The 21,647-nt window shown below is 49.6% G+C and carries 19 protein-coding genes; 14 read left to right on the top strand and 5 right to left on the bottom strand.

From position 1 onward, the window contains the following. Window positions 1-81 precede the first annotated feature (81 nt). Window positions 82-600: a DUF2975 domain-containing protein gene (locus tag K0H59_RS02445; protein ID WP_011715691.1), complete on the top strand. Its 519-nt coding sequence runs from the start codon at window positions 82-84 to the stop codon at window positions 598-600. A 2-nt stretch (window positions 601-602) separates the two neighbouring features. After that, the gene (locus K0H59_RS02450) at window positions 603-830 is read left to right on the top strand and encodes a helix-turn-helix transcriptional regulator (protein WP_220055543.1); all 228 of its coding nucleotides are present in this window, start codon (window positions 603-605) and stop codon (window positions 828-830) included. Between the two features lie 44 nt (window positions 831-874). On the opposite strand, the gene K0H59_RS02455 is transcribed toward K0H59_RS02450, so the two are convergent. From K0H59_RS02455 to K0H59_RS02470, 4 genes are all read right to left on the bottom strand, one after another. After that, the gene (locus K0H59_RS02455; RefSeq protein ID WP_220054554.1) at window positions 875-1,453 is read right to left on the bottom strand and encodes a nucleoside triphosphate pyrophosphohydrolase family protein; all 579 of its coding nucleotides are present in this window, start codon (window positions 1,451-1,453) and stop codon (window positions 875-877) included. 255 nt (window positions 1,454-1,708) lie between these two features. After that, the gene (locus K0H59_RS02460; RefSeq protein WP_220054555.1) at window positions 1,709-2,293 is read right to left on the bottom strand and encodes a TlpA disulfide reductase family protein; all 585 of its coding nucleotides are present in this window, start codon (window positions 2,291-2,293) and stop codon (window positions 1,709-1,711) included. 50 nt (window positions 2,294-2,343) lie between these two features. Further along, complete coding sequence (locus K0H59_RS02465) at window positions 2,344-2,784, bottom strand: cytochrome c-type biogenesis protein CcmH (RefSeq protein WP_220054556.1); 441 nt, start codon at window positions 2,782-2,784, stop codon at window positions 2,344-2,346. After that, window positions 2,781-4,820, bottom strand: a complete 2,040-nt coding sequence (locus tag K0H59_RS02470) for a heme lyase CcmF/NrfE family subunit (RefSeq protein WP_220054557.1) — start codon at window positions 4,818-4,820, stop codon at window positions 2,781-2,783. Before K0H59_RS02470 ends, K0H59_RS02465 begins: the two co-directional genes overlap by 4 nt. Before the next feature lie 515 nt (window positions 4,821-5,335). Between K0H59_RS02470 and K0H59_RS02475 the strand changes: the two genes are divergently transcribed. The 12 genes from K0H59_RS02475 to K0H59_RS02530 all read left to right on the top strand — a co-directional run bounded on the left by K0H59_RS02475 (window position 5,336) and on the right by K0H59_RS02530 (window position 19,031). Then, complete coding sequence (locus K0H59_RS02475) at window positions 5,336-7,465, top strand: multiheme c-type cytochrome (RefSeq protein WP_220054558.1); 2,130 nt, start codon at window positions 5,336-5,338, stop codon at window positions 7,463-7,465. A 58-nt stretch (window positions 7,466-7,523) separates the two neighbouring features. Continuing rightward, window positions 7,524-7,967 (top strand): rhodanese-like domain-containing protein, encoded by a 444-nt coding sequence (locus K0H59_RS02480; protein ID WP_220054559.1) that lies wholly within the window; start codon window positions 7,524-7,526, stop codon window positions 7,965-7,967. Between the two features lie 94 nt (window positions 7,968-8,061). Further along, entirely contained in the window at window positions 8,062-8,841 is a 780-nt protein-coding gene (locus tag K0H59_RS02485) for an FKBP-type peptidyl-prolyl cis-trans isomerase (RefSeq protein ID WP_220054560.1), read from the top strand. 64 nt (window positions 8,842-8,905) lie between these two features. Continuing rightward, entirely contained in the window at window positions 8,906-9,580 is a 675-nt protein-coding gene (locus K0H59_RS02490; protein WP_220054561.1) for a tetratricopeptide repeat protein, read from the top strand. Between the two features lie 86 nt (window positions 9,581-9,666). After that, window positions 9,667-10,374, top strand: a complete 708-nt coding sequence (locus K0H59_RS02495; RefSeq protein WP_011621294.1) for a 4Fe-4S dicluster domain-containing protein — start codon at window positions 9,667-9,669, stop codon at window positions 10,372-10,374. A 2-nt stretch (window positions 10,375-10,376) separates the two neighbouring features. Beyond that, window positions 10,377-11,324, top strand: a complete 948-nt coding sequence (gene nrfD, locus K0H59_RS02500; RefSeq protein ID WP_011621295.1) for an NrfD/PsrC family molybdoenzyme membrane anchor subunit — start codon at window positions 10,377-10,379, stop codon at window positions 11,322-11,324. Between the two features lie 121 nt (window positions 11,325-11,445). Beyond that, the gene (locus K0H59_RS02505) at window positions 11,446-11,937 is read left to right on the top strand and encodes a nitrous oxide reductase accessory protein NosL (RefSeq protein ID WP_011621296.1); all 492 of its coding nucleotides are present in this window, start codon (window positions 11,446-11,448) and stop codon (window positions 11,935-11,937) included. A 9-nt stretch (window positions 11,938-11,946) separates the two neighbouring features. Next, a complete protein-coding gene (nosD, locus tag K0H59_RS02510) occupies window positions 11,947-13,236 on the top strand; it encodes a nitrous oxide reductase family maturation protein NosD (RefSeq protein WP_220054562.1) in 1,290 nt (429 codons plus the stop codon). Next, window positions 13,217-14,263: an ABC transporter ATP-binding protein gene (locus K0H59_RS02515; RefSeq protein WP_220054563.1), complete on the top strand. Its 1,047-nt coding sequence runs from the start codon at window positions 13,217-13,219 to the stop codon at window positions 14,261-14,263. Before nosD ends, K0H59_RS02515 begins: the two co-directional genes overlap by 20 nt. After that, a complete protein-coding gene (locus K0H59_RS02520) occupies window positions 14,260-15,147 on the top strand; it encodes an ABC transporter permease (protein WP_220054564.1) in 888 nt (295 codons plus the stop codon). Before K0H59_RS02515 ends, K0H59_RS02520 begins: the two co-directional genes overlap by 4 nt. Before the next feature lie 214 nt (window positions 15,148-15,361). After that, window positions 15,362-16,645 carry a winged helix-turn-helix domain-containing protein gene (locus tag K0H59_RS02525; RefSeq protein WP_220054565.1) on the top strand — a complete coding sequence of 428 codons (1,284 nt, stop codon included), beginning with the start codon at window positions 15,362-15,364 and terminating at the stop codon, window positions 16,643-16,645. A 253-nt stretch (window positions 16,646-16,898) separates the two neighbouring features. Then, window positions 16,899-19,031, top strand: a complete 2,133-nt coding sequence (locus tag K0H59_RS02530) for a M13 family metallopeptidase (RefSeq protein ID WP_220054566.1) — start codon at window positions 16,899-16,901, stop codon at window positions 19,029-19,031. A gap of 41 nt (window positions 19,032-19,072) precedes the next feature. On the opposite strand, the gene K0H59_RS02535 is transcribed toward K0H59_RS02530, so the two are convergent. Beyond that, complete coding sequence (locus K0H59_RS02535) at window positions 19,073-21,466, bottom strand: fatty acid cis/trans isomerase (RefSeq protein WP_220054567.1); 2,394 nt, start codon at window positions 21,464-21,466, stop codon at window positions 19,073-19,075. Window positions 21,467-21,647 lie beyond the last annotated feature (181 nt).

Genomic DNA, 21,647 nt, shown 5'->3' on the forward strand with positions numbered 1-21,647 from the left:
TTCTTTGTAATATTTTTTGTCGAAGGATTATACTGGTGCTCGTTCGCTATGAACGGCTTGGTATGATGTTTGGGTGAGTGGATGAATCAAAATTTTGAAAAATTAATAAAAATCAGTGGTTTTTGTCGCTGGCTGGTGCTGTTATCTGCGGTGGCGATTATCGCCCATCTACTTTATAGCTATTGGGCCTATGATGAGATCCGCTTCAATACCAGTAATTCCCAGTTCCTCGAACTGTGGAACTTGCCGAACGCTAGCCGAAACCTGTTACTCGCCATGCTAACCCCTTTATTTATCTCATTTTTAGTCGGTGTTTATTGGCTGCAACGGCTGTTATCCTGCTATCAGCGGGGGTTGTTTTTCAGTGATGAGAGCATGAAATGTTACTTGTGGCTCGTATGGCTGAAAGCCGCCGCCTTAGTGTTTGAAATGCTACAAAACCTAGGCGTAGGCTACTATCATCAGTCATTTTTTGAGGATGGTCGCATCGAATTAGTGCTCGATTTTGGCAATATCACCACGATTTTATTGATGTTGCTGATCGTGTATTTGCTTAAAGCCGCCCGCGATTATGAGGCGGAAAACCAAGAGTTTGTTTGATTTTGAATATTATCGTTAATTTAGACGTCATGATGGCGATGCGAAAGGTGAGTTCTAAGGAGCTGGCCAAAGCGGTGGGCATTACCGAGGCTAACTTGTCCTTGCTTAAGCGGGGCAAAGTCAAAGGGGTGCGTTTTGATACCTTGGCGAGTATCTGTGAATACTTAGCCTGTCAGCCGGGGGATATTTTGGAATACCGCAAGGATGCCGAGCAAGACACGCCGGACTAAGGAAGAGGCCTAGGCTGCATGCTGTGCAGCCTAGGCTTGCGGTGTTACGCTTTTACTAGCTGAGTTAAATCCGCCGGGCGGTAGTAAACTGACTTTAATACCTTGCCTTGGCGCACGACTTTACCCGCCATTTCCACATCCTTAGCGCATTTGGCGATGATAAACTCGCCCTTTTTGCTGCCAACGATTTCAACGCCTTGCTCGGCATAGAAGGCGATAGTCTCTGTCAGTTCCTGCTCATTGCGGCAAACTTTACTCATGTTGCTCGAATGCACTTCATCCCAGCAGGCGATAAAGTCGATTTCACGGTTTTTAGCAACACACAGCAGTAAGTCAATAAGGTAGCTGATCTCTAGGTGGTCATTCATTTGGGCCGCGCCTAAATGCACTAAGCGCCCCATCAATACATACACGGAATCGACAATTGCATCGGCCTGCTCGATACGACTATCGGCTTCGGCAAGTTCGGTTAATTCTTCAATAATCAGCGAAGTATGTAGCGTGTCGGCCTTTTCATCCAAGGAGCTAGCCTCGTTAACGGCGAGGTCGAAGGTGCTGCGAAACTCACTGATATCACGGTATAAGTGGTCATAAATGGGTTGAGTTAAACAAGTGAGTTTCATCGGGAAGCCTTAGTTTTTATCAATGGGTTTTACGAATAGATTTGCAAAATCGATTCATGGATAACAGCGGCAATTCTAAAGAAAGGTGGCGCAGAATACAAAGCGCGCTGGCGATAAGCTAAAAATACCCGCTGCCAAATCGGGGAGCAGCGGGCTTCGGCAAAGATTTAGGGTGGGGTACCGAACGGAGATTTGATTCAAGCATTGGCTAAGTCAAAACCAACTTAGCCCTTTCGTAATGAGTGCCGAGTGCAATTACTGGGCATATTTGGCAATAAGTTTATCTAAATAGGGCGCGACATCTTTATCTGTCCAATCAAGATAGCCACGGACAAAGCCGACAAAATTACCTTTCGCATCAAAAGCATAGGTCGCAGGAACTACGTTAGCAGGGATAATCTGCTCGATGTTTTTATCAGGGTCGAGCCAAGTGCTGTAGTTGCTAAAGCCATGCTGATTAAGAAAAGGTCGCACCTCTGTTACTTCTTCATCAATTGAGATGGGCACAATGGCGATATTCTTATTGGCATATTGCTGCTGGAGTTTTTGCAGTTCGGGGATTTCCCGTAAGCAGGGCGTGCACCAGGTTGCCCAAAGGTTTACTAAGGTCAATTTACCTTGGTATTGCTTTAGGGTGTGTGTTTGCCCGGCTTCATCGACAAACGGGACTTCAGGCACGCCGCGGGCATGCTGCATCTCGATAAAGCCGGTCATGACTCTGGGTTTAGGAATGGGCTCACCTGTTTCATAGAGTTTGTTTTGCAGTGAATGGGCCTGAACGGTGCAGCTCAGCAGCCATGCGGCGCAAAGGAGAGTGAGCTTGGCGATGTAAGGTTTCATGGGGTTATCCTTCTATTCGAACTTAGCAATAGGGTAAAAGGGGCTATCTTTTAAGGGTTGTGTTTTAAGGGCTTAGGTCTGCGTTTTATTAGGGCTAGCCCTAAACCTAACCCCACGACCAGCAGCACGAGCGGGCCGAGCCAGAGTGCCAGTGTGGCGGGCTTAAATTCGGGCTGATAACGGATTTTCTCGCCGTAGCGCTGCACCATAAAATCGAGGATCTCATCCCGCTTATAGCCTTGTTCCAACAGTGAAAAGATTTGCCCTTTAAGCTCATGGGCAATCGGTGCTTGCGACTCAAACAGGGTCTGATTGGTCGCCATAGGGCAGCGCAACACTTTGCTGATCTCTATGGCTTGCTGTTGGTAGGAGGCGCCAAGGTTGGGTGCCTCCTGCGCCGTGGCGAGAAACGTCGCGCTGCCAAAACAGAGACTCAACGACAGCAACCAAAACAATAGGCTCAAATAGGGCGAGCGAAACAGTGGGTTCATAACGTCATTGTCTCCTGTGGTGAGCGACTTACATTCAGCGCCTTTGTTTGTGCGACTCTGTGGCTTTGTTTGATTGGCCAAGCGGCAATAGCGCCCGCAAGCATCATCAATAAGGCACCCAGCCAAATCCAGGTCGCTAAGGGCTTATAGCTAATGCGGATCAGGTATTCGGTGTCGCTCAGTTGTAGCCCCATAGAGACATAGATATCCCGCCAAAAACCGTGGTCTATCCCCGCATGAGACACTTCCATGCCATTACTATTAAAGGTTTGTCGCTGTGGATGCAGGTAACCCAGCACAAGATCATCCTGCTTGGCATCGCGGATACTGATATTGGCTTGGATTGCTGTAAAACTTGGGGTTTCTACTGGTTCTGTGCTTTCGTACACCAGCACATAATCGGCAAGCGGTTTACCTTGCCCTGGCCCCATACGCAGTAGGGCTTCCTGCTCAAAAAACGAGACTGCTGTCGCGCCGATAATGCTGACTGCCACGCCAAAATGACCGACTAGCATGGCCAATCTGTCGCGCTTTGATTTTGTCGATATAGCGGGCTTAGGTATGGTCAATGCTTGGGATTTCATACATACACTCATCCCAAGACTGTAGAGCAAAAATAGTGCACTGGCGCAGCCAAAGAATAGGAAGAGTGCGCCATCGGCTTGGGTTAGAACCGTCATCAGCGTTGCGATAATCACAATGGCGACAGAGGGCAAGGCTAATACTTTGAGTGGCTTGCGAGTTGACGCCTTCCAAGCGATTAACGGCGCGATGCCCATCAAGATCACTGCGATAAAGGTCAATGGGACAAAAATCGCATTAAAGTAAGGTGCGCCGACCGACAACGTGCCTAAGCCTAGCAGCTCGTATAGCAGGGGATAAAAGGTGCCCAAGAGTACGGAAAAGGCTGCAACCACTAATACAATGGCCCCAAGGAGTAACAGTGTCTCTTTGCTCAATAGGTGATGGCTGACTTCTCGTTTCAACGCTGGCGCTTTGATTGCAAAGATTAATAGCGCAGCACCAACAAAAAGCACCAATAAACAGAGGATTGACATGCCTCTAGTGGGATCTGCTGCAAAGGCATGTACCGATTGCACTATGCCGGAGCGCACCAAAAAGCTGCCTAATAAGCTCAGCGAAAATGCCAAGATGCACAAAAATAGCGTGGTCAGAGCAAAGCCTTGGGTCTTTCTGGTCAGCACTAAAGAATGCACCAGTGCAGTGGCGACTAGCCAAGGAATAAAAGAAGCATTTTCAACGGGATCCCAAAACCACCAACCGCCCCAGCCCAATTCGTTATAGGCCCACCAAGAACCAAAAGCATTGCCGCCGGTGAGGAAAATCCACGCCAATAAGACCCAAGGCCGCAAGTATTCGAGGTGACGATGCACTAATGCGCCTCCCAGCAGGGATGCTAGCGCTGCGGCAAAGCAAACGGTTAGCCCTACATAACCTAAAAACAGCATGGGCGGGTGCAGTATTAAACCAATGTCTTGCAATATGGGGTTGAGGTCGCGCCCCTCGATCGGAATATTGGGCAGTAATCGGGCAAAGGGATTGGAGGTAAAGAGTAAAAACAGATTAAAGCCGAGGATAACGAGCGCGAGAATCGCTAATAGTCGCGCAAAATAGGTTTTATCCGTCTGCATATCGGCGTTATCTAAACCGACGAGTTTACCCGCTTGGCGCCAATTGATAATGGCACCCCATAAAGCGATGGCGAACACCCAAAACAGCATCGAGCCTTCATGGCTGCCCCACACTGCGGCAATTTTATAGCCGAGGGCGAGTTGGCTATTGGAATGGTTCGCCACATAGGCAACCGAAAAGTCATCGCTAATAAAGCTATAAATAAGGCATAAGAGTGCGCTCAATAAGCTTATAAACATGGCGTTAAATAATTTATTTCCGAACTCGATTAAATAAAGCTGTGACTGATTAATGCCAACAAAATGAATAGTGGCAGAGAGTAATGCCAACACAGTGCTGATGATTAGCAATATATGTCCTATTTCTGGAGTCATATTTATCATTACTCATTCCTGTGTTGCATGGTTAATTTATTTATGGCGTGTATTGGTGTGAGATTATTTTTAATTCACTTAAAGCCTATTTAGATTGTCTCGTCTGCATTTGTATTGTTTTTTGAGTGTCTTTGAACAAATCGCGCATTTCACCTATCTAGGATTGACTGGCAGGGTAGCGGAGTTTTTCGGGCAGGAATGTGATCTGTCTCGGCATTAAAATCGTCACTTTTCCCTTTGGCTATTTTTGAAAAATAAAACCATTTTTTAGCTCTTTTTAGATCTAAAAAGCCACGGTTTATTTCTAAAATATTTTCACTTATTTTTAGCTAAATTATTGGTTTTATTTTATTTGTGCCTTTTTATTTCTATTGATTTTTGAATCAAAATTTAATGTGCACTAGCGCAGGTTTTTAGGCGTTTAGCTGCTTCATCATGCCGCCACTGGTCAATTGTTTATGTCGTTCAGTGAACAGTTAGGTTCAGTGGAAAATATAAAACTAATGATAAATTAGGAGTGAATGATGAAGCGATGGAAATCCAAAGTAGCATTAAGCGTGCTATTTTGTTTAGGTTCTGCCGTAAGCGTTACCACAGTCGCCTCCGATGCTAAGTCGGAGGGTAAAGTGGTGCCTGGCGTGGGGAATAAGCAGCAATCCCACTATACTCAAGATATTTTGGCTAACCCCAATTTAAATGAAAATTTAATGGAGAAATCCCGCGGTGTGAAAACATTGCAGGATTATATTGTTCAAGAGCAAGAATTGTTTGATTTTCTATTTGAAAATCACCCAGTTTTTAAATATGACGCAGAAGGTCGATTAAAGGGCACTTATAAAGTCAGTGACCGTGGTGAAGAATATTTGCACGGTGGTGACAGTGTTGCTTACAGCAAACACAGTAAAGAAGTGAACCCGACGGATGGCACAGCGGTGCGTTACAGCTCCTACAACGATGGTCAACGTCCAAAGGCGCTGCAATATCGTTTAGGGGCCAAATCTATCCTCGATTTCCCTAACAAGTTTGTTGGCCCTGAAAAATGCGGCGAGTGTCATGGCCCGCAATACGAGAAGTGGAGACGTTCTCGCCACTCTAAAACCATTCGTTTCCCTGGCGAGCATCCTGAGGTCGATAACGACCTGAAAAAAACCATGTATGGCACTAAAGATACCTCGATTCTGCCATCGGGTATTACGCCAGATGCTATCTATGCGACTGTCGGTACACCACGTACCAAGTATGGCTTTATCGACGCTTACCTAGTGCGCGGTACTTACCACGTGAAAGACGGTCTGTTGAAGGACGGCACAGGGACTATGGTCGCCGGTGGTAACCAATTCTCCCGTGGTTGGGCTGAGTGGTTAACCCCTGAAATGGCAGCAAAAATCAATAAAGCGATCCCAAGTTTCCCCGTCAAAATGGAAGACTTTGGTACCAGCGGTTCACACCAATGGGGCATGAGTTCATACGGTGCGAAGTACGAGAAGGAATTCCTGTTCCAACCTGCTAGCTCCTACTGCGAAATGTGCCACACCTTCAAGTTTGACTTCCAAACGAAGGATGAATTTTTCGCGGCTTTAGGTAACCCGAAAGAGCTGCAAAAGCACACTATTGCCAAAGGGATTACCTGTGAAGAGTGCCATGGCGCCGGCGGTCACTTAGACGGTGGTATCGGTGGTGGCATGCCATCTAACTGTGAACGTTGTCACCAACGCTTTAACTTTGTTGAAGAGTTAGCCGACACGCCACAGGGTAAAGAGAAGCTGGAATATGCCTTCAACGTGAAGATGAAGTCTTCTTGCCCATCCTGTGGTACTGAAGGTTCGCAAATGTTTGCCTCTGCGCACTATGACAAAGGTATGCGTTGTTCAACCTGTCACGATCCGCATGAAGTGACCGATGGCGATTGGACCTCAGGTATCACTAAGCCAAAAATCATCAAACAGTGTACTGACTGTCACACGGCTCAAGCCGAGATCGCCAAGAACACTAACACCCACAGCAACCAAACCTGTCAAAGCTGTCATATGCCAAACATGGGAAGTTGTGAAAACTTCACTGCGATCCAATTCCCAGATATGGCGGGCTTCGACAACGTGCGTAAGTCACACATGTGGAAGATTGATGTCGACCCACTGCGTAAGACCCTCAACCCACCTGAAGGCAAGTCTCGCGATGCAACCACTAAGGGCTGGACTGTGGCGAAAGACGAGAACGGCTACAACTACCTCGACCTGATGTGGACTTGTGCCCGCACGTCGGCCTCAGACCACGATGTAGTGGATAACAAAGGCTGTCATAGCCAGTTCCAATCTGAGCTGGAAGTCGGTCTGCACTTCGAAGATCAGATGGAAATCTACGGCGAAGTTCAAAAGTGGCAAAAACCCGTTAAGGATACTTTTGCTCAAGTAGAACAAGCCCTTGCCCGTATCGACAAGCTGTTAGAAGTCACCAAGCTGTCGGTAGAAGACAAGACTCAAGTGCTGATGTTGACCGACAAAGCCCAAGACGTTGTTCGCCTAATCAAGGCTGACGGTTCATGGGGCGTCCATGGTCCACGTTACTCACTGAAACGTCTCGACGCTGCCTTGACCTATGTCACTCAAGCCCAAGCCATTATCGATGGCAACGGCCTGAGCGCACAGAAAATGTAGTTCGACTCGAGTCTAACTTGTCCCCGGCACGCGAGTGTCGGGGGCTATACGAGGCCAAATGATGAATAAAGCGATTCGACACAGCCTGATAGGCGGCTTACTGGCTCTGGGCCTAGGTGGCATGAGTTTACCCGTCACGGCTGGTGGTGGCTCTGAAATCTCCGAGGCGCCCTATAACGAAATTCAGTTGAATCCGATTTCCATGCGGGAAGCCGAAACCTTAGTCGGCAAGCCTGGAGTGTATTTTTTCGATGTAAACACACTGGAAATTTGGGCGGAAGGTTTTATCCCCGGAGCGGTTTTTTTCAATGTGCAGAATTGGCGAGAGCTACTGCCAAAGCATAAAGACGCTGTGATGGTGTTCTATTGCGCCAATCGCCTTTGCACCGCCAGCAATATGGCCGCACGGGAAACCATGAAGCTAGGTTACACAGGTGTGCGACATATGGCCGATGGCATCTTCGGCTGGCGCATGTCAGGTAGAGCAACAGAAAAACCATAGTAATCAAATAAATATTATTAATCGGTTATGGGTTATCCCATACGTTTTCGGCTAAAGCACTAAAGCCCAAGGGCTAAATTGTAGAGAACATAAAATGAAAATATCTATGCCAACTTCTTTTATCCCAAAAAACCTCACAGTGGCGACCTGCGCTGCATTGTTTGTCTCTATGGCGAGCTTTGCTGCCCCAACGCTTAATAACGATGCAGATAAAGCCTCCTACAGCATCGGCGCCTCCGTAGGTAACTACATTTCTGGCCAGATTTATAACCAAGTCGAACTGGGCGCAGAAGTGAATGTGGACTTAGTGGTGCAGGGCTTTGTCGATGCGCTCAAAAAACAGCAGCAATTAACCGATGAAGAAGTGCTGACCTATCTAAACCAACGCGCCGAAGAGCTAAATCAAGTGAGAAAGGCGAACGCCGAGAAGCTCGCCGCGGAAAATACTCAGGCGGGTGAAGCCTATCTTGCTAAAAATAAGAAGAAATCAGGTGTAACCGTTACAGAGTCAGGCCTGCAATATGAAGTGTTAACCCAAGGCTCGGGTAATAAACCCAACCCTGAAGATGTGGTTACCGTCGAGTATGTCGGCAAGCTTATCGATGGCACTGAGTTTGAAAATACCGTCGGCCGTAAAGAACCTACACGTTTTGCTTTGATGAGCGTGATCCCTGGTTGGGAAGAGGGCTTAAAACTCATGCCTATGGGCTCGAAATACCGTTTTGTTATTCCAGCCAACTTAGCCTACGGCAATGAGTTTGTCGGTGAAATCCCACCGCAATCAACTCTGATTTTTGAAATCGAACTGAAAAATATCGAAAAGCCCAGCGAGAAAAAAGAAGCCCGCATGATGGGCATGATGCCAGCCCACTAAGGGCTAAACATTAGCTTAGGTTCGTTTAGTGATGAACTTGGATAGGCGAGCGTTGAGGTAAGGCATGGCAAGTTTAGGATTCACCATTGCACTCCTGTTAAGCGGGTTTGTGGCTTGGATTTTCAGGCAGCACGCGCGTTTAAACCAGAGGCAAACTTTGGTGGGAGAGTCTCAAGTCTCCCATGGCGTGCCTGTGCTGTGCAGTGCGCTTCTGCTATTGCTCACGCTCGCCATCTATAGCCAAACGGGGCGTTATCAGGATTGGGATACAGGCAAGCTCAATGAAAACATTGACTATTTAGTGGCAGCCGACATCACCAAAGCCCTGCGCCTCGTAGATGAACAACCGCAAAACCCGTTGGCATTACAGGCGCTTGCCGAGGCTTACAGCGCGGGTGGCTTATATGCCGATGCGGTGCAAACCCTAGACAAACTGCTTGCGTTGGTGGGGGAGGATGAAGAGGTGCTCGGCGCTAAGGCCAATGCCCTCTACTACCGCGATGGTCGGCAAATGACCGCAGAGACCCAAGCACTGATTGCACAGACGCTTGCGCTTGCGCCCTTTGAGCCGCAGACGCGGATGCTACAGGCCAACGACGCCTATCTCCATGGGCACTACCAAGAGGCGATAGACCATTGGCAAGCATTACTGGCGCAGCCAAGGGCAGAGATTAATCGTGAGGCCCTGTTAAACGCCATCGGCAAGGCCCAAAGCAAATTGAATGAAAGTGGATATTAATCAAGTCGCTAGCCATTTTCAGGCATGTTGGAACGATAACGATATAAATAAAAACGTCGGTATAAAACCGATAGATGGAGGATGTTGTGAGTGAAAATATAGAGAGACGGAGGTTCCTTAAAAGCGCTGGCATGTGCTCTTTGATGTTAACGCCTTTAGCCGGGTGTTCGGTCAAAGAAGAGTCCGACGGCGCCCATAAGCCCCATTACGTCATGGTCTTTGACCAAAACAAGTGTGTCGGCTGTGGCGACTGTAAAACCGCCTGTAATCAAGCCAACCACTTACCCGAAGGCAAGTCACGGGTGTTGCTCGAGCAGCAGAGTGGTCGTGTCGAAGGTCAGCCTTGTCCGCACTGCGGCAAGATGAGCTGTGACTGTGAACGTAAGTTTGTGCGGGTTTCCTGCCAGCAATGCAAGAACGCCCCCTGTGTCACTGTTTGTCCGACTGGCGCGGCGCACCGCGACGCGAAAACGGGCATTGTGACTATGGACGCGAGCAAATGCGCCGGCTGTAAATACTGCATTGGGGCTTGTCCTTACAACGCTCGCTACATCAACAGCGATACGGATGTGGCCGATAACTGCGATTTCTGTTTGAACAGCAAGTTAGCCAAGGGCGAATTACCCGCCTGTGTGCAGAGCTGTAAATACGATGCGCTGATCTTCGGTGATGCCAACGATCCTCAATCCTACGTAAGCAAACTCTTAGCGGTAAAAGACTCAGTGCGCATTAAGCCGCAGTTTGGCACTGAGCCGAGCTTACGTTACATACCAATCGTCAAACTGGGAGTGTAAATATGGATACCAGTATGGAATTTACCCTAGGCCTCTCCCAAGGCGTCGCTTGGCCTTGGCCGATTGCGGTGTATTTGTTCTTCGCCGGCATCTCCGGCGGGGCGTTAACCATTGCGCTGGCGCTGCGGTTTTACTTAGGTCAGGTTGAAAATACCGCCTTTTTAAAAGCGGCGACTCTGCTGTCGTTTGTCACTATCAGTTTAGGGATGTTGTGTCTGGTGCTCGACCTGACTAACCCCTTATTCTTCTGGCGAATTTTGGTGTTCTACAACTTAAATTCTGTGATGTCGATTGGTGTGATTGCCCTGTCGGTGTATATCCCGTTAGTGGCTGTGGTCGCGCTATTCGCCCTCGAAAAAGAGCTGATGGCGATTCCCCAATTGCAGTTCCTCGGCCCCATCATCACTAAGTTGAAGGGCTTTAGACGCCCGATGGAAGCACTGGTGTTATTACTGGCGTTATCCGTTTGCGCTTACACCGGCTTCTTAATCTCCGCCTTGATCCGCTTCCCACTGATCAACACCTCGGTATTGCCTGCGCTGTTTATTGCTTCAGGGCTTTCAGCGGGCGGCGCCTCGGCCAAAATGCTGGCGGTATGGTTGTTTAAAGAACCTTTACACAGCGGCGAGATGAAAATTCTGCACGGCGCCGAGTGGCCGATTATGTTCGCCGAAGCTCTGTTTATTTTTATGATCGCCACCGCGCTGTTAACCGGTAATGCCGGAGGCCAGTTTGCCTTTGCCGCCTTCCAAGAAGGGATCTGGGCAAGCGTATTCTGGATTGGTGTGGTCGGTATTGGTTTTGGTGCGCCGCTGCTCCTTAACTTCGCCACGGGTAAGCATTTTAGCCATTCGGCCAAAGCGTTTTATATGTCGGGTATGTGCGCGGTAGTAGGCATGATGTGTTTGCGACTCTTCATTCTGTTGGCGGGTCAAAACTACGCAATTTAACCCAAAGCTAAGGCCCAAGGCTTGAAGCTAAGAACCATTTTTGTATCAACCCTCGTCACAAGAGGTCTGTCCCTGCAAGGTGCCTTGGCGAGGTGTTGATATTTTTAGAAGGAATAACAGGATGAAAAAGTACTTAAGTTTGCTACTACTCGCTCCTTTGTTATTGGGTTGCAACAAGAGCGAAGCCACTGATCATCAACATAAAGCCGAGATGATCCACGAGCATGACCGTTGCCACTTGTGCGGCATGGTGATCACTAAATACCCAGGGCCAAAGGGACAAGTGCATCTGAAGGCCGAGAAGATGGTGCCTAAGTTTTGCTCCAGTCGCGATATGTTTAACTTTGCCCTACAACCTGAAAACAAAAGACAAATTGATTACATGATGGTGCATGACGCCGCATCGACCGACTGGGAACAACCAGACGATGGCGCCTTTATCGATGCCGCCAGTGCGTTTTATGTCTACGGCACCAGTAAAAAAGCCGTGATGGGGCCTGCTGTGGCGCCTTTTAGCACTAAAGCCGCCGCCGAGGCCTTTGCTCAAGAATATGGTGGCCGCGTGCTCCGTTTCGATGAGATCACCCTCGAATTACTGGCTGGCGATAAGTAGGCGTTTGGTATGTGGCGCTGCTTGCTGCTCGGTTGGCTCTGTAGCTTATCCCTTGTTGGGTTGGCGCAGGAGTTTAAGGTCACAGACACTGCTGCTTTAACCCAAGCCCTCGCGCTGGCGCAGGATGGCGACACTGTAGTGCTCGCCACCGCTGTTTACGAAGGCAATTTTACTGTGAGTCGCGCGATTCATCTTAAGGGCGAAGCGGGCGCAACCTTAGATGCCCTGCGCCAAGGTAGCGCCTTAACTATTGCGGCGCCCAAGGTCATTGTTGAAGGGCTGAATATCCGTCACTGGGGGCGGGATCTCTATTACCAGAATGCAGGGATCTTGCTGCAACCCGGTGCTGACGAAGTGCTCATTAAGGGCAACAGGCTGGTGGGGGATGGCTTTGGTATCTATGGCGAGCAGCTTAATGCGCCCCGCATTATGGAAAACAGCATCAGCGGTAATGGCGCGATTTATGTGTTGGATCGGGGTGACGGTGTCTTCCTCAAGCATGTGAGCGCGCCCCACGTGCAAGCTAACCATTTTATTTTTGTCCGCGATGGTGTGTATCTCGAGTCGGTGACGGACAGTCAAATCCACCATAATCAATTCGCTAAGCTGCAATACGGCATCCATTATATGTACACCCGAGGCGATGAAGCCTCAAAAAATCAAGCGATTAGCGTCGATGGCGGTTATGCCTTGATGAACTCGCAGCACATCTCTCTACATCACAACAAGGTCAGCCAAGCGCGGGACTTTGGCATTCTGCTCAATATCACTAACGATGCCCATATTCAGGCGAATGTCGCGACTGAGGTGGTCAATCCCCAAGGTTCGCTGGAGCTGGGTAACGAGGGCAAGGGCATTTTTATCTACGCCGCGCAGAATAATCGCATCGAGGCGAACGAGTTTAGCCATAGCGATACCGGGATCAGCATGGCCATGGGCGGCGAAGCAAACCGCCTCTGGCATAACCGCATTGTAGCCAATCAAACTCAAGTCAAATACGTTGGCGAGGCGCAACTTGAGTGGAGTTATCAGGGGCAGGGTAATTTTTGGTCCGAATATCAGGGCTGGGATATCAATGGCGATGGACTGGGGGATATCGCCCACAGGCCCAACGACAGCTTAGACAAACTCTTTTGGCTCTATCCCGAGGCAAAACTGCTGATGGAAAGCCCTGTGGTCCTGCTGCTACGTTGGGTGGAGCGGCAGTTTCAGCCAACGAGGGCAAGTGGTGTGAGTGACAGTTTTCCCTTAATGGGATGGAATACCGAGGAGATGGGCGATGAGCCATTTCAGCAATGATGCACAGCATAAACAGGCGCTTACCTTGATGAAAAACGAGGCTTCATCCCAAGGGCAAGTGGCGATTAAGGCCATCGGGCTTTACAAGCTTTATGCGACGTTTGAGGCGCTCACGGATCTTCATTTTGAACTAAACGCAGGCCAAACTTTAGCGCTACTTGGTCACAATGGCGCGGGTAAATCGACCCTGATTAAAATGATCTTAGGGCTTGTCTCCCCAAACCAGGGCGAGCTATTTGTGCTGGGACAACCTCTGCATACCAAGCGACCTAACGCTAATCTGTCATTAGGCTATTTACCTGAAAATGTGAGCTTTTATGACAATATGACGGCGCAGGAGATCTTAAGCTATTTTGCCAAACTCAAGGGTGTCGCCCCCAAGCGCGTATCCATTCTGCTGGAAGAATTTGGCCTGATGGCGGCCAAGGATAAACGCCTAAGCACCTTTTCTAAGGGCATGCGCCAACGTTTGGGATTAGCTCAGGCGGTATTGGCCGACCCAAAAGTGTTGTTGCTGGATGAGCCGACAGTGGGCTTAGACCCGCTTGCATCGGCATTTTTATATCAGAAAATGGCGCAACTGAAGGCGCAGGGCTGCGCCATTATCATCAGCACCCACGAGTTAGGATTAGTGCAAGATCAAATGGATAGTGCGCTGATCTTAGGCCAAGGCCGGCTGCTCGCCTCGGGCGATTTATCGCAGCTTAGGGCAATAAGTGCGCTGCCAAGCCTGCTTGAGTTACATCGCGTTTCGCCTTTGCAATATCAGCAGCTTATCAGCCAGCCGCTATTTGCCTCAATGCGGAACCACTCAAGTGCTAATAGGGTGTGCTTTGGTGTGCCCGATGCGCTTAAGGCCAAGGCGATCGAACAATTACATCTTCTTAAGATCCATGAGTTTTCCATTGCGCCACCGAGCTTGCAGGATATTTTCCATCATTTTATGGCAGGGCTAAATCGCCCTAATGCATCAACATCGAGCTCGGCTGTTGGAGAAGAGCAAGATCAAAGGGAGTTAGTGGCATGAGTCAGATAAGCATCGAGCAAGGCTGTGCCCAATATTGTCCTCCACGGGCGCTGACACTGATTCAAGCCATTGCCGTGAAAGAGTTTAAGGACAATTTACGCAACCGTTGGTTGGGCTTGATGGCAGGGATCTTGTTGATTTTATCCCTGTGCGTGAGTTTTATGGGCAGCGCCGTGTCGGGCACTGTGGTATTGCTCGAGAGCGCGCAAATCTTCTCGGGCTTAGTCACGCTGGCGGTATTCATCTTGCCCTTGGGGGCGATTTTACTTAGCTACGACAGTTTTGTCGGCGAGCGGGAATCGGGCACTCTGTTGTTACTACTCACCTATCCCTTGGCCCGTTGGCACTTGGTGTGCGGCAAGTTACTCGGCCATGCCTATGTGATGATTTCTGCCTGTGTGATGGGCTTTGGGACGACGGCGCTGTTACTGCTGGCCTTTGTAGAAGAACACGCCAGACACGCCTTAGCAATAGGGTTTATCCATTTGATTAGCAGCGGTATTTTTCTGTCGCTGGTGTTTGTACTTTTGGGCTATTGCGTGAGTCTGTGTGTGCGTGAAAAGGCCAAGGCCCTAGGCGTATTAATGCTACTGTGGTTTGTGCTGGTCTTGGTTTATGACTTAGTGCTGCTCACGGCGCTGGTAAGTCTGGCAGAAGTGTTCAATCGTCAGCTATTTAACCTATTGATTTTAATTAATCCTACCGATCTTTTCCGCGCTTTAAATCTGCTTGCTAATCCCGCCGATAGCCTATCGGCGAAAAGCAGTCTTGCCCTGATTGCCCAAACGGGAATGGGGCCAGTGCTGATGTACGCCATGCTGGCAGCTTGGATAGGGCTGTTAGGGGTGCTGGCAAGCTGGATTTTTACACGGCAAGAGGTTTAGGTTTTTCTGCATTAGTTTAAATTTATGCTTTATAAACAATAGGTAAACTGAGTATAGAGTCACAGTATTTTATGTTGTTAATAAGTAAAATAAACCATCTTGATTTGGTAGCCAGGAATCACGGTTGCTCTCGGGTGAAGCTGAGTTTCACTGTGTTTGCCCGTTGTTAGCGCAATCATAGTCTATTGTGTTGGCTTAGTGTTGGGCGCTTAACATGCATAAAATCACTTCATATCTAACGTTAGATGAGCAGGCCAAGGAGCTTGTTGATCTTGTTCATGGAACCCATATCGGCCTGACTTTTTCAGAAACCGCCGTACTCCTATTGCTGTTATCTTCCCCGAACGCGATTTTTACCAAGGAAGAATTGCTGCACGTCGGCTGGCCAGAACGTGTGGTCGCGCCCACTTCATTAACTCAGTGCATCAGTACCTTACGTAAAAAATTAGAATCCTATACCGAAGTGCAGCTTAAAACGGTGGCGCGCCGGGGTTATCAGTTGCATGTGTCCGAACAGTCCCATGTGAAGATGTTGGCGATTAACGATGCCGATGCGATCCGCGATGCGATTGTTGGCGTCTCTGCCTGGACGAAACTGGCAGGCATTATCATGTTGGGGGTGATCCTCACCTTGGTTTGGTACTGGAGCGATCACCATGCCGTGGTGAAACGGGTCGCCAAATGGAATGCCGATAAATATATCAGCCTCAATATTGGCGGCACCTTGGGGACGGCGCAGGTGCTATATATCGACGATGAGGAACATTTACATCCCTCATGGTGGCAAAAACATTTAGCGCCAGAGGGTAACCATATCAGTGGCTTACCTTATTTCAGCGCCTTTGCAGCGACTGATGGTAAAAACTATTCGATGGCCATCTGCCCCTCGCTCGATGCCAAGGATTGTAACGGCAAGGGCATAATCAATATCACCTCCATAGATGCCACTCCGGCGGGCCTTGATATGGCTGAGTTTATTCCACTCAGTAAAAAAATGGAGGAGCGTATTCGCTACAACCGCATCGTGCTGCCGATTGATGATAAGGGCGCGGGTGAGCTGCTTGAGCATAACTACCATGCGGATATTTACTTCCCAGTGGCGGGTGAGCTGCTGGTGCGCACGGATCTGAGCATGTCGCTGGTGTACGAAGGGGAAAATCGAGGCAAGTTTTACTCTACCTCCTGCATTACCGATCAGGACTGTTTAACCACTCCGATTAAGTACACTATCCGTGGCGAATTCGAGCAGTACCAGACGCAAATTGATGATCTGAATGTGGATGTCTTCCATGTCAAAGTGTCGCAAAAGGAGCTGACCAAACCCGATGAAGTGAGCCATTCGGCGATGCAGTTTTACCGCGCTATTCGTAAGCACGATATTCGCGATGAAGATCTGTTTTACTATCGGGTTTATCAAAATCAGGGCACGGCGGTGTGGATAGTCCCACAGATGGGACAACTGCTGGCCTGGACTCAGTACACTCAAGTCAAACTCTAACCTGTGTTATTCAAACAGCCGATAACCATCGGCTGTTTGGCTTTTTGCTGCTCACTATTCACATCTTTTTACCAGAGTCATCTCTTTGCAGAGAGCTAGAGTGTATTAAAGACTTTGCATTAACTTTCTATCATAAAGCGTGAGTTTCTTTTACATCCCACCATATCGCCAGTTACACTGCCTCGCCATGCTGGAAAGCATTCAAATAGCCAAAATACTAAAAATACAAGAATAACAACGGAAGGAGTCTCACATGTCGGACCGCCTGATCCCCGCCATATTACTGTCAACGACAGTTCTGACAGGGTTAACTGCCTGTGGTGATAACACCAAGGAAACCGCCGCTGTCGCCAGCGACAATGCAGCAAAAGTACAAACCAGCGCAGCACCTGCTGCCAGCCAACCCGCCACGCCAATTGGCATTAACCTCGCGGCCATGTCGCCCAAGGTTAAACCCGGCGATGATTTTTATACCTACGCCAATGGCGAGTGGATGAAAACCACAGAGATCCCCGCCGATCGTTCAAGCACAGGCGCCTTTTTAGTGGCTTTCCAAGAGACGGAAAAGCATAAGACCAGCCTGATCGCAGACTTAGTCAAGGCCGAACACGCCGCAGGTAGCGATGATGCGCGCATTGCCGATTTCTACAAGGCTTACACTAACACTGCGGCAATCGATGCGGCGGGCATGAAGCCAATGGAAGCCGATTTAGCCAGTTATCAAGCCATTGCGGACAAACACGCCCTATCGGCGGCGCTCGGTGCTAACCTGCGTGCCGATGTGGACCCTCTCAATGCCACCGACTTTTTCACCGAAAACCTCTTCGGTATTTTCGTGACTCAAGGTCTGGCGACGCCGGGTGAAGTGCTGCCTTATATTCTGCAAGGCGGTTTAGGGTTACCCGAGCGCGAATACTATCTGTCGGACGATCCTAAAATGGTCGAGATCCGCACCGCTTACCGTGCCTATATCGAGACCCTGCTGACCGATGCGGGCATCAGCGATGCTGCGGCCCGTGCCGATCGCATTTTCGCCCTCGAACATAAAATCGCTAGCGCCCACGCCAGCCGTGAAGACAGTGAAGATTTCACTAAGGCATCGGGTGTGTGGAGCCGTGCCGACTTCGACGCTAAAGCTCCGGGTATCGACTGGACTGCCTTTTTAGATGCCGCCCAGCTTGGCAAGCAAGACAGATTTGCCGCCTATCACGCCAGTGCTATTACTGGGCTGTCGGCGCTGGTGGCCTCTGAGCCGCTGGATGCGTGGAAAGACTGGCTGGTGTTCCACCATATCAACAGCCACGCCGATGTACTGCCATCGGCTATCGATAACGCCTCTTTTGCCTTTAACGGCACTAAGCTGTCGGGCACTCCTGAGCAGCGCAGCCGTGATAAACGCGCCTTAAGTGCCTTGGATGAATACCTAGGTGATGCCGTAGGCCGCGCCTACGCCGAGCATTATTTCCCGGCATCGGCCAAGGCCGAAGTTAGCACTATGGTGGATAACATCGTCAGTGCCTTTGGTAAGCGTGTCGAAAAACTCGAGTGGATGGACCCTTCAACCAAGCAGGAAGCCTTAGCTAAGGTTGCGACCATCGCCGTGGGCGTGGGTTATCCCGATAAATGGCGTAATTACGATGCCTATGCCGTATCGCCAACCAATGCCTATGCCAATGCTATCAATGGTGAAAAGGTGGAATACGCCCATCAACTCGCCAAAATCGGTAAGCCAATGGACAAGGGCGAGTGGTGGATGACGCCGCAAGTGGTTAACGCGGTTAACCTGCCAGTGCAAAACGCACTTAACTTCCCTGCGGGGATTTTGCAGCCACCATTCTTCGATGCTAAGGCCGATGCAGCCTATAACTATGGCGCGATTGGCGCTGTGATTGGCCATGAGATCAGCCATAGCTTCGATAACAATGGTGCGGCGTTCGACTCGACTGGCGCTATGCGTAACTGGTGGACGCCAGCGGACTTTGCTCAGTTTGCTAAGCAGGGTGAGGCATTAGCGAAACAGTTTGATAGCTATGCGCCATTCCCGGATCTGCATGTAAACGGCAAGCTGACCTTAGGTGAAAACATTGCCGACGTGGCGGGCTTAGCGGCAGCGCTCGATGCCTACCATGCCTCGCTTAACGGTAAGCCTGCACCGGTTATCGATGGCTTTAGTGGCGACCAACGCTTCTTTATCGGCTTCGCGCAAACGTGGGCGACCAAGATGCGTGACGAAGCTTTACGTGCTCGTGTGGCGACCGATGGCCATGCCCCTGGCATGTACCGCGCGCTGACCGTGCGTAACTTAGATGCTTGGTACACAGCGTTCGATGTGAAGCCCGGCGACAAGCTGTACTTAGCCCCAGAGGATCGCGTGAAAATCTGGTAAGCTTAAGTCGATAAAAAGGGAACCCTAGGGTTCCCTTTTTATTAGCGATTTTGCAGTCGATTGTAGTCCAGCCAACCGCTTTCAATCGGATGACTGTCGAAAAAGGCTTGGTTGAGTTTGTCACTAAAGGCCCAGAAACGCGGATCGGTACGGCGCACCGCCGCCAAATCCAATAACGCCTCGTAGTCTTTTTCGGTTTGCATGCCTTCGACCTTCGCCACGACTTTGGCTAAGTCCTGCTCCTTGATATGCCAGAAGGCTTCGGGGTAACTACCCAATAGCCCGCGCACTAGTGTGACATCATCCTTAGCGGGTTCGCGGTTGCTTTCCTCATTGAATAGGCTCGAAATATTCCGATGGGCACTGTTACGCACTAAGGTAAAGATTTCCGCTTTGCCTGGGGCTTGCGGCTCAATCATGATCATCGTCAGCTCGGGCAAAAGAGTCGCTTGCGTACCTTTGACTCGCCCTAGCGCCTGCAACAATGCCTTGCTGTTAGATTGCAATTGACTGAGTGCGATTTGATAGCGTTGGGGCTGAACCTCGCCGACCTTAGCGGCCAATTTTTGATAGAGTTCGGCCTTAAGATCGTCCGTGTAGTAGAGCACGCCCGTGGGTTGATTGAAGGTATTAATATCCCCCGCGATAAAGGCGGTCAGCTGGGTGCCCGCATCCTGATACCAATCCTTAAACTGCTTACGGCGCTCCTCTTGGGGTAATAAGGTCAAGAAGTTAGACTCGCCCTCCATGCGTAAAAAATCCATATACAGGCGGGTGAGTAGCTGGTGGCCATAGTTACCATACACATCGAAACCCGCAACCAAGAGGTAGTGAATGCGCTCCAGCAGAGCATAGTCGATCACCCAAGCCGTTTTGGGGGATTCTCCCACTAACCCTTTGACCACAGTGGCATTATCGAAATGCCTAAATACCGTCAGGCTGGCATTATCATTGTTGCCTTCTCCGTCCCATAAACCGTCGATAGTGAGGTGGCGACCATTTTTAAACTTATGATTTAAAAACTGATTTCGCGCCCGCATATACTCGCCCTGTTTGGCGGCGTATTTCACCCAGGTCACGGCAAGGGCGGTGCTTTCTTCCTCGGCGGGCATGCGTAGGTTCTCGATTTGGCCCTGATAAAAGTCGGTAAAGTCGCTATCGTCCATATATTCTGGGGTGACAAAGTAAACCCAGAATCTATCGTTGATCACATTGAGGGCGACCTGACCACGGCAAACTGGCCCCTTGATAAAGCCCATAATAGTGTCTTGGGCGCGGGTGAGCATAAAGCGATAACGCGAGCCTGCGGGCAGCTGAATAAAGGCCTCGAAGGGATTGGCCGCGACGCTCGGTTTATAGCTGGGCAGCGAGCTGACTTGGTATTTAGCATCGATAAACCACTGCTGCCAGTTTTGCAGCACAGTGTTATTTAAGGCGTAGGGGATATGGGTTTTATCGACTATCGTGGCGCGATAGGGCTGAAAGCGGTAATACACCCGCGACACTTGCGGATCGTCGAAGGGGCGGCGGCTGGCAATCAGATCAATCGGTTTGCCCGGCGGCGTGCGTGAGCGCACTAACTCGAAATAAATCGCTGGGGCATTGGCTGCGGTTAACGACTCAAAATACAGGTGGAAGGCAAACAAGTGCTCGTAAATATAACGGGCGCTCAGTTGCGCCTTGAGGCTGTCGGCATTTAAAAACTGCTCCCAGCGGTCGATTTCTTGATTGAACTCGGCGCTAAGCGCAGGCGGCGTCGGCAAGACTGCGCCCTGTTCGAGCCATTGCATTAATACCTTATGTTCTTGCGGATTGAGTGCTGGTAAGCCGTAGGGCATACCAGCAAGCGGCTGGTATTGCTCGTATTTGTCCATTTCTTCAATGCTGGCGCACTGCTGAACCCGATCGAGGCTAAAGTCGAAACTCTTATCGAGGAGTTTAGTGTCCGGCAGGGGATGGGCCTGTTTTAGCGTTAGCATCCGCGCCAGCACAGAGGCCTGTGTATTGGCCTGCGGGGTTTGGGCGCGTTCATTGAGTACGGGATAAAAACCGCGTTCGCGCCATGCTTCAGGCGTGTGGGCGTCGACAAATAACCGATTCGGCGTTGCCGCCATCAAGCGGGTGCCTTGATAGACTTTTTCCTTATTGGCGCCCCGTTCAATACCCTCGCTGGAGGTCATTTTTAGTTGGCAGGGCGCATCGTAACAGGCATGGCAAACCACGCAGCGACCGTTGATGATAGGTTCAACAGTCGAATGATAAGCCTTTGTTTGTGCTGTGAGTTCACTAGGATTAAGCTGATTATCGGCCCGCGTCTGCGGTGAGCTTTTACCATAAAGATTATCAAAATCCACCTGGGCGACGCTGGCGCAACCCGTGACCGCTAACACTAGGGCCAATAGCCAACGTTTCCAGACTGCATTTATCGGATTCATTTACCACTCCTTTGCCCGACTGATGAGCTTTATCCATGCCTAATCTGCAACACTCTAGCAGAATAGTCTGAACAAGTTGAATTTACGGTGTATTTTTATGATTTTTCGAAATTTATTGCTGTAGCTAACACGCATTCAAATGTTTAATTTGTGTTTTTATGGTGTTACATAATGGTACGCA

It is taken from the genome of Shewanella sp. FJAT-51649 (assembly GCF_019457435.1).
Taxonomy (GTDB): domain Bacteria; phylum Pseudomonadota; class Gammaproteobacteria; order Enterobacterales; family Shewanellaceae; genus Shewanella; species Shewanella mangrovisoli.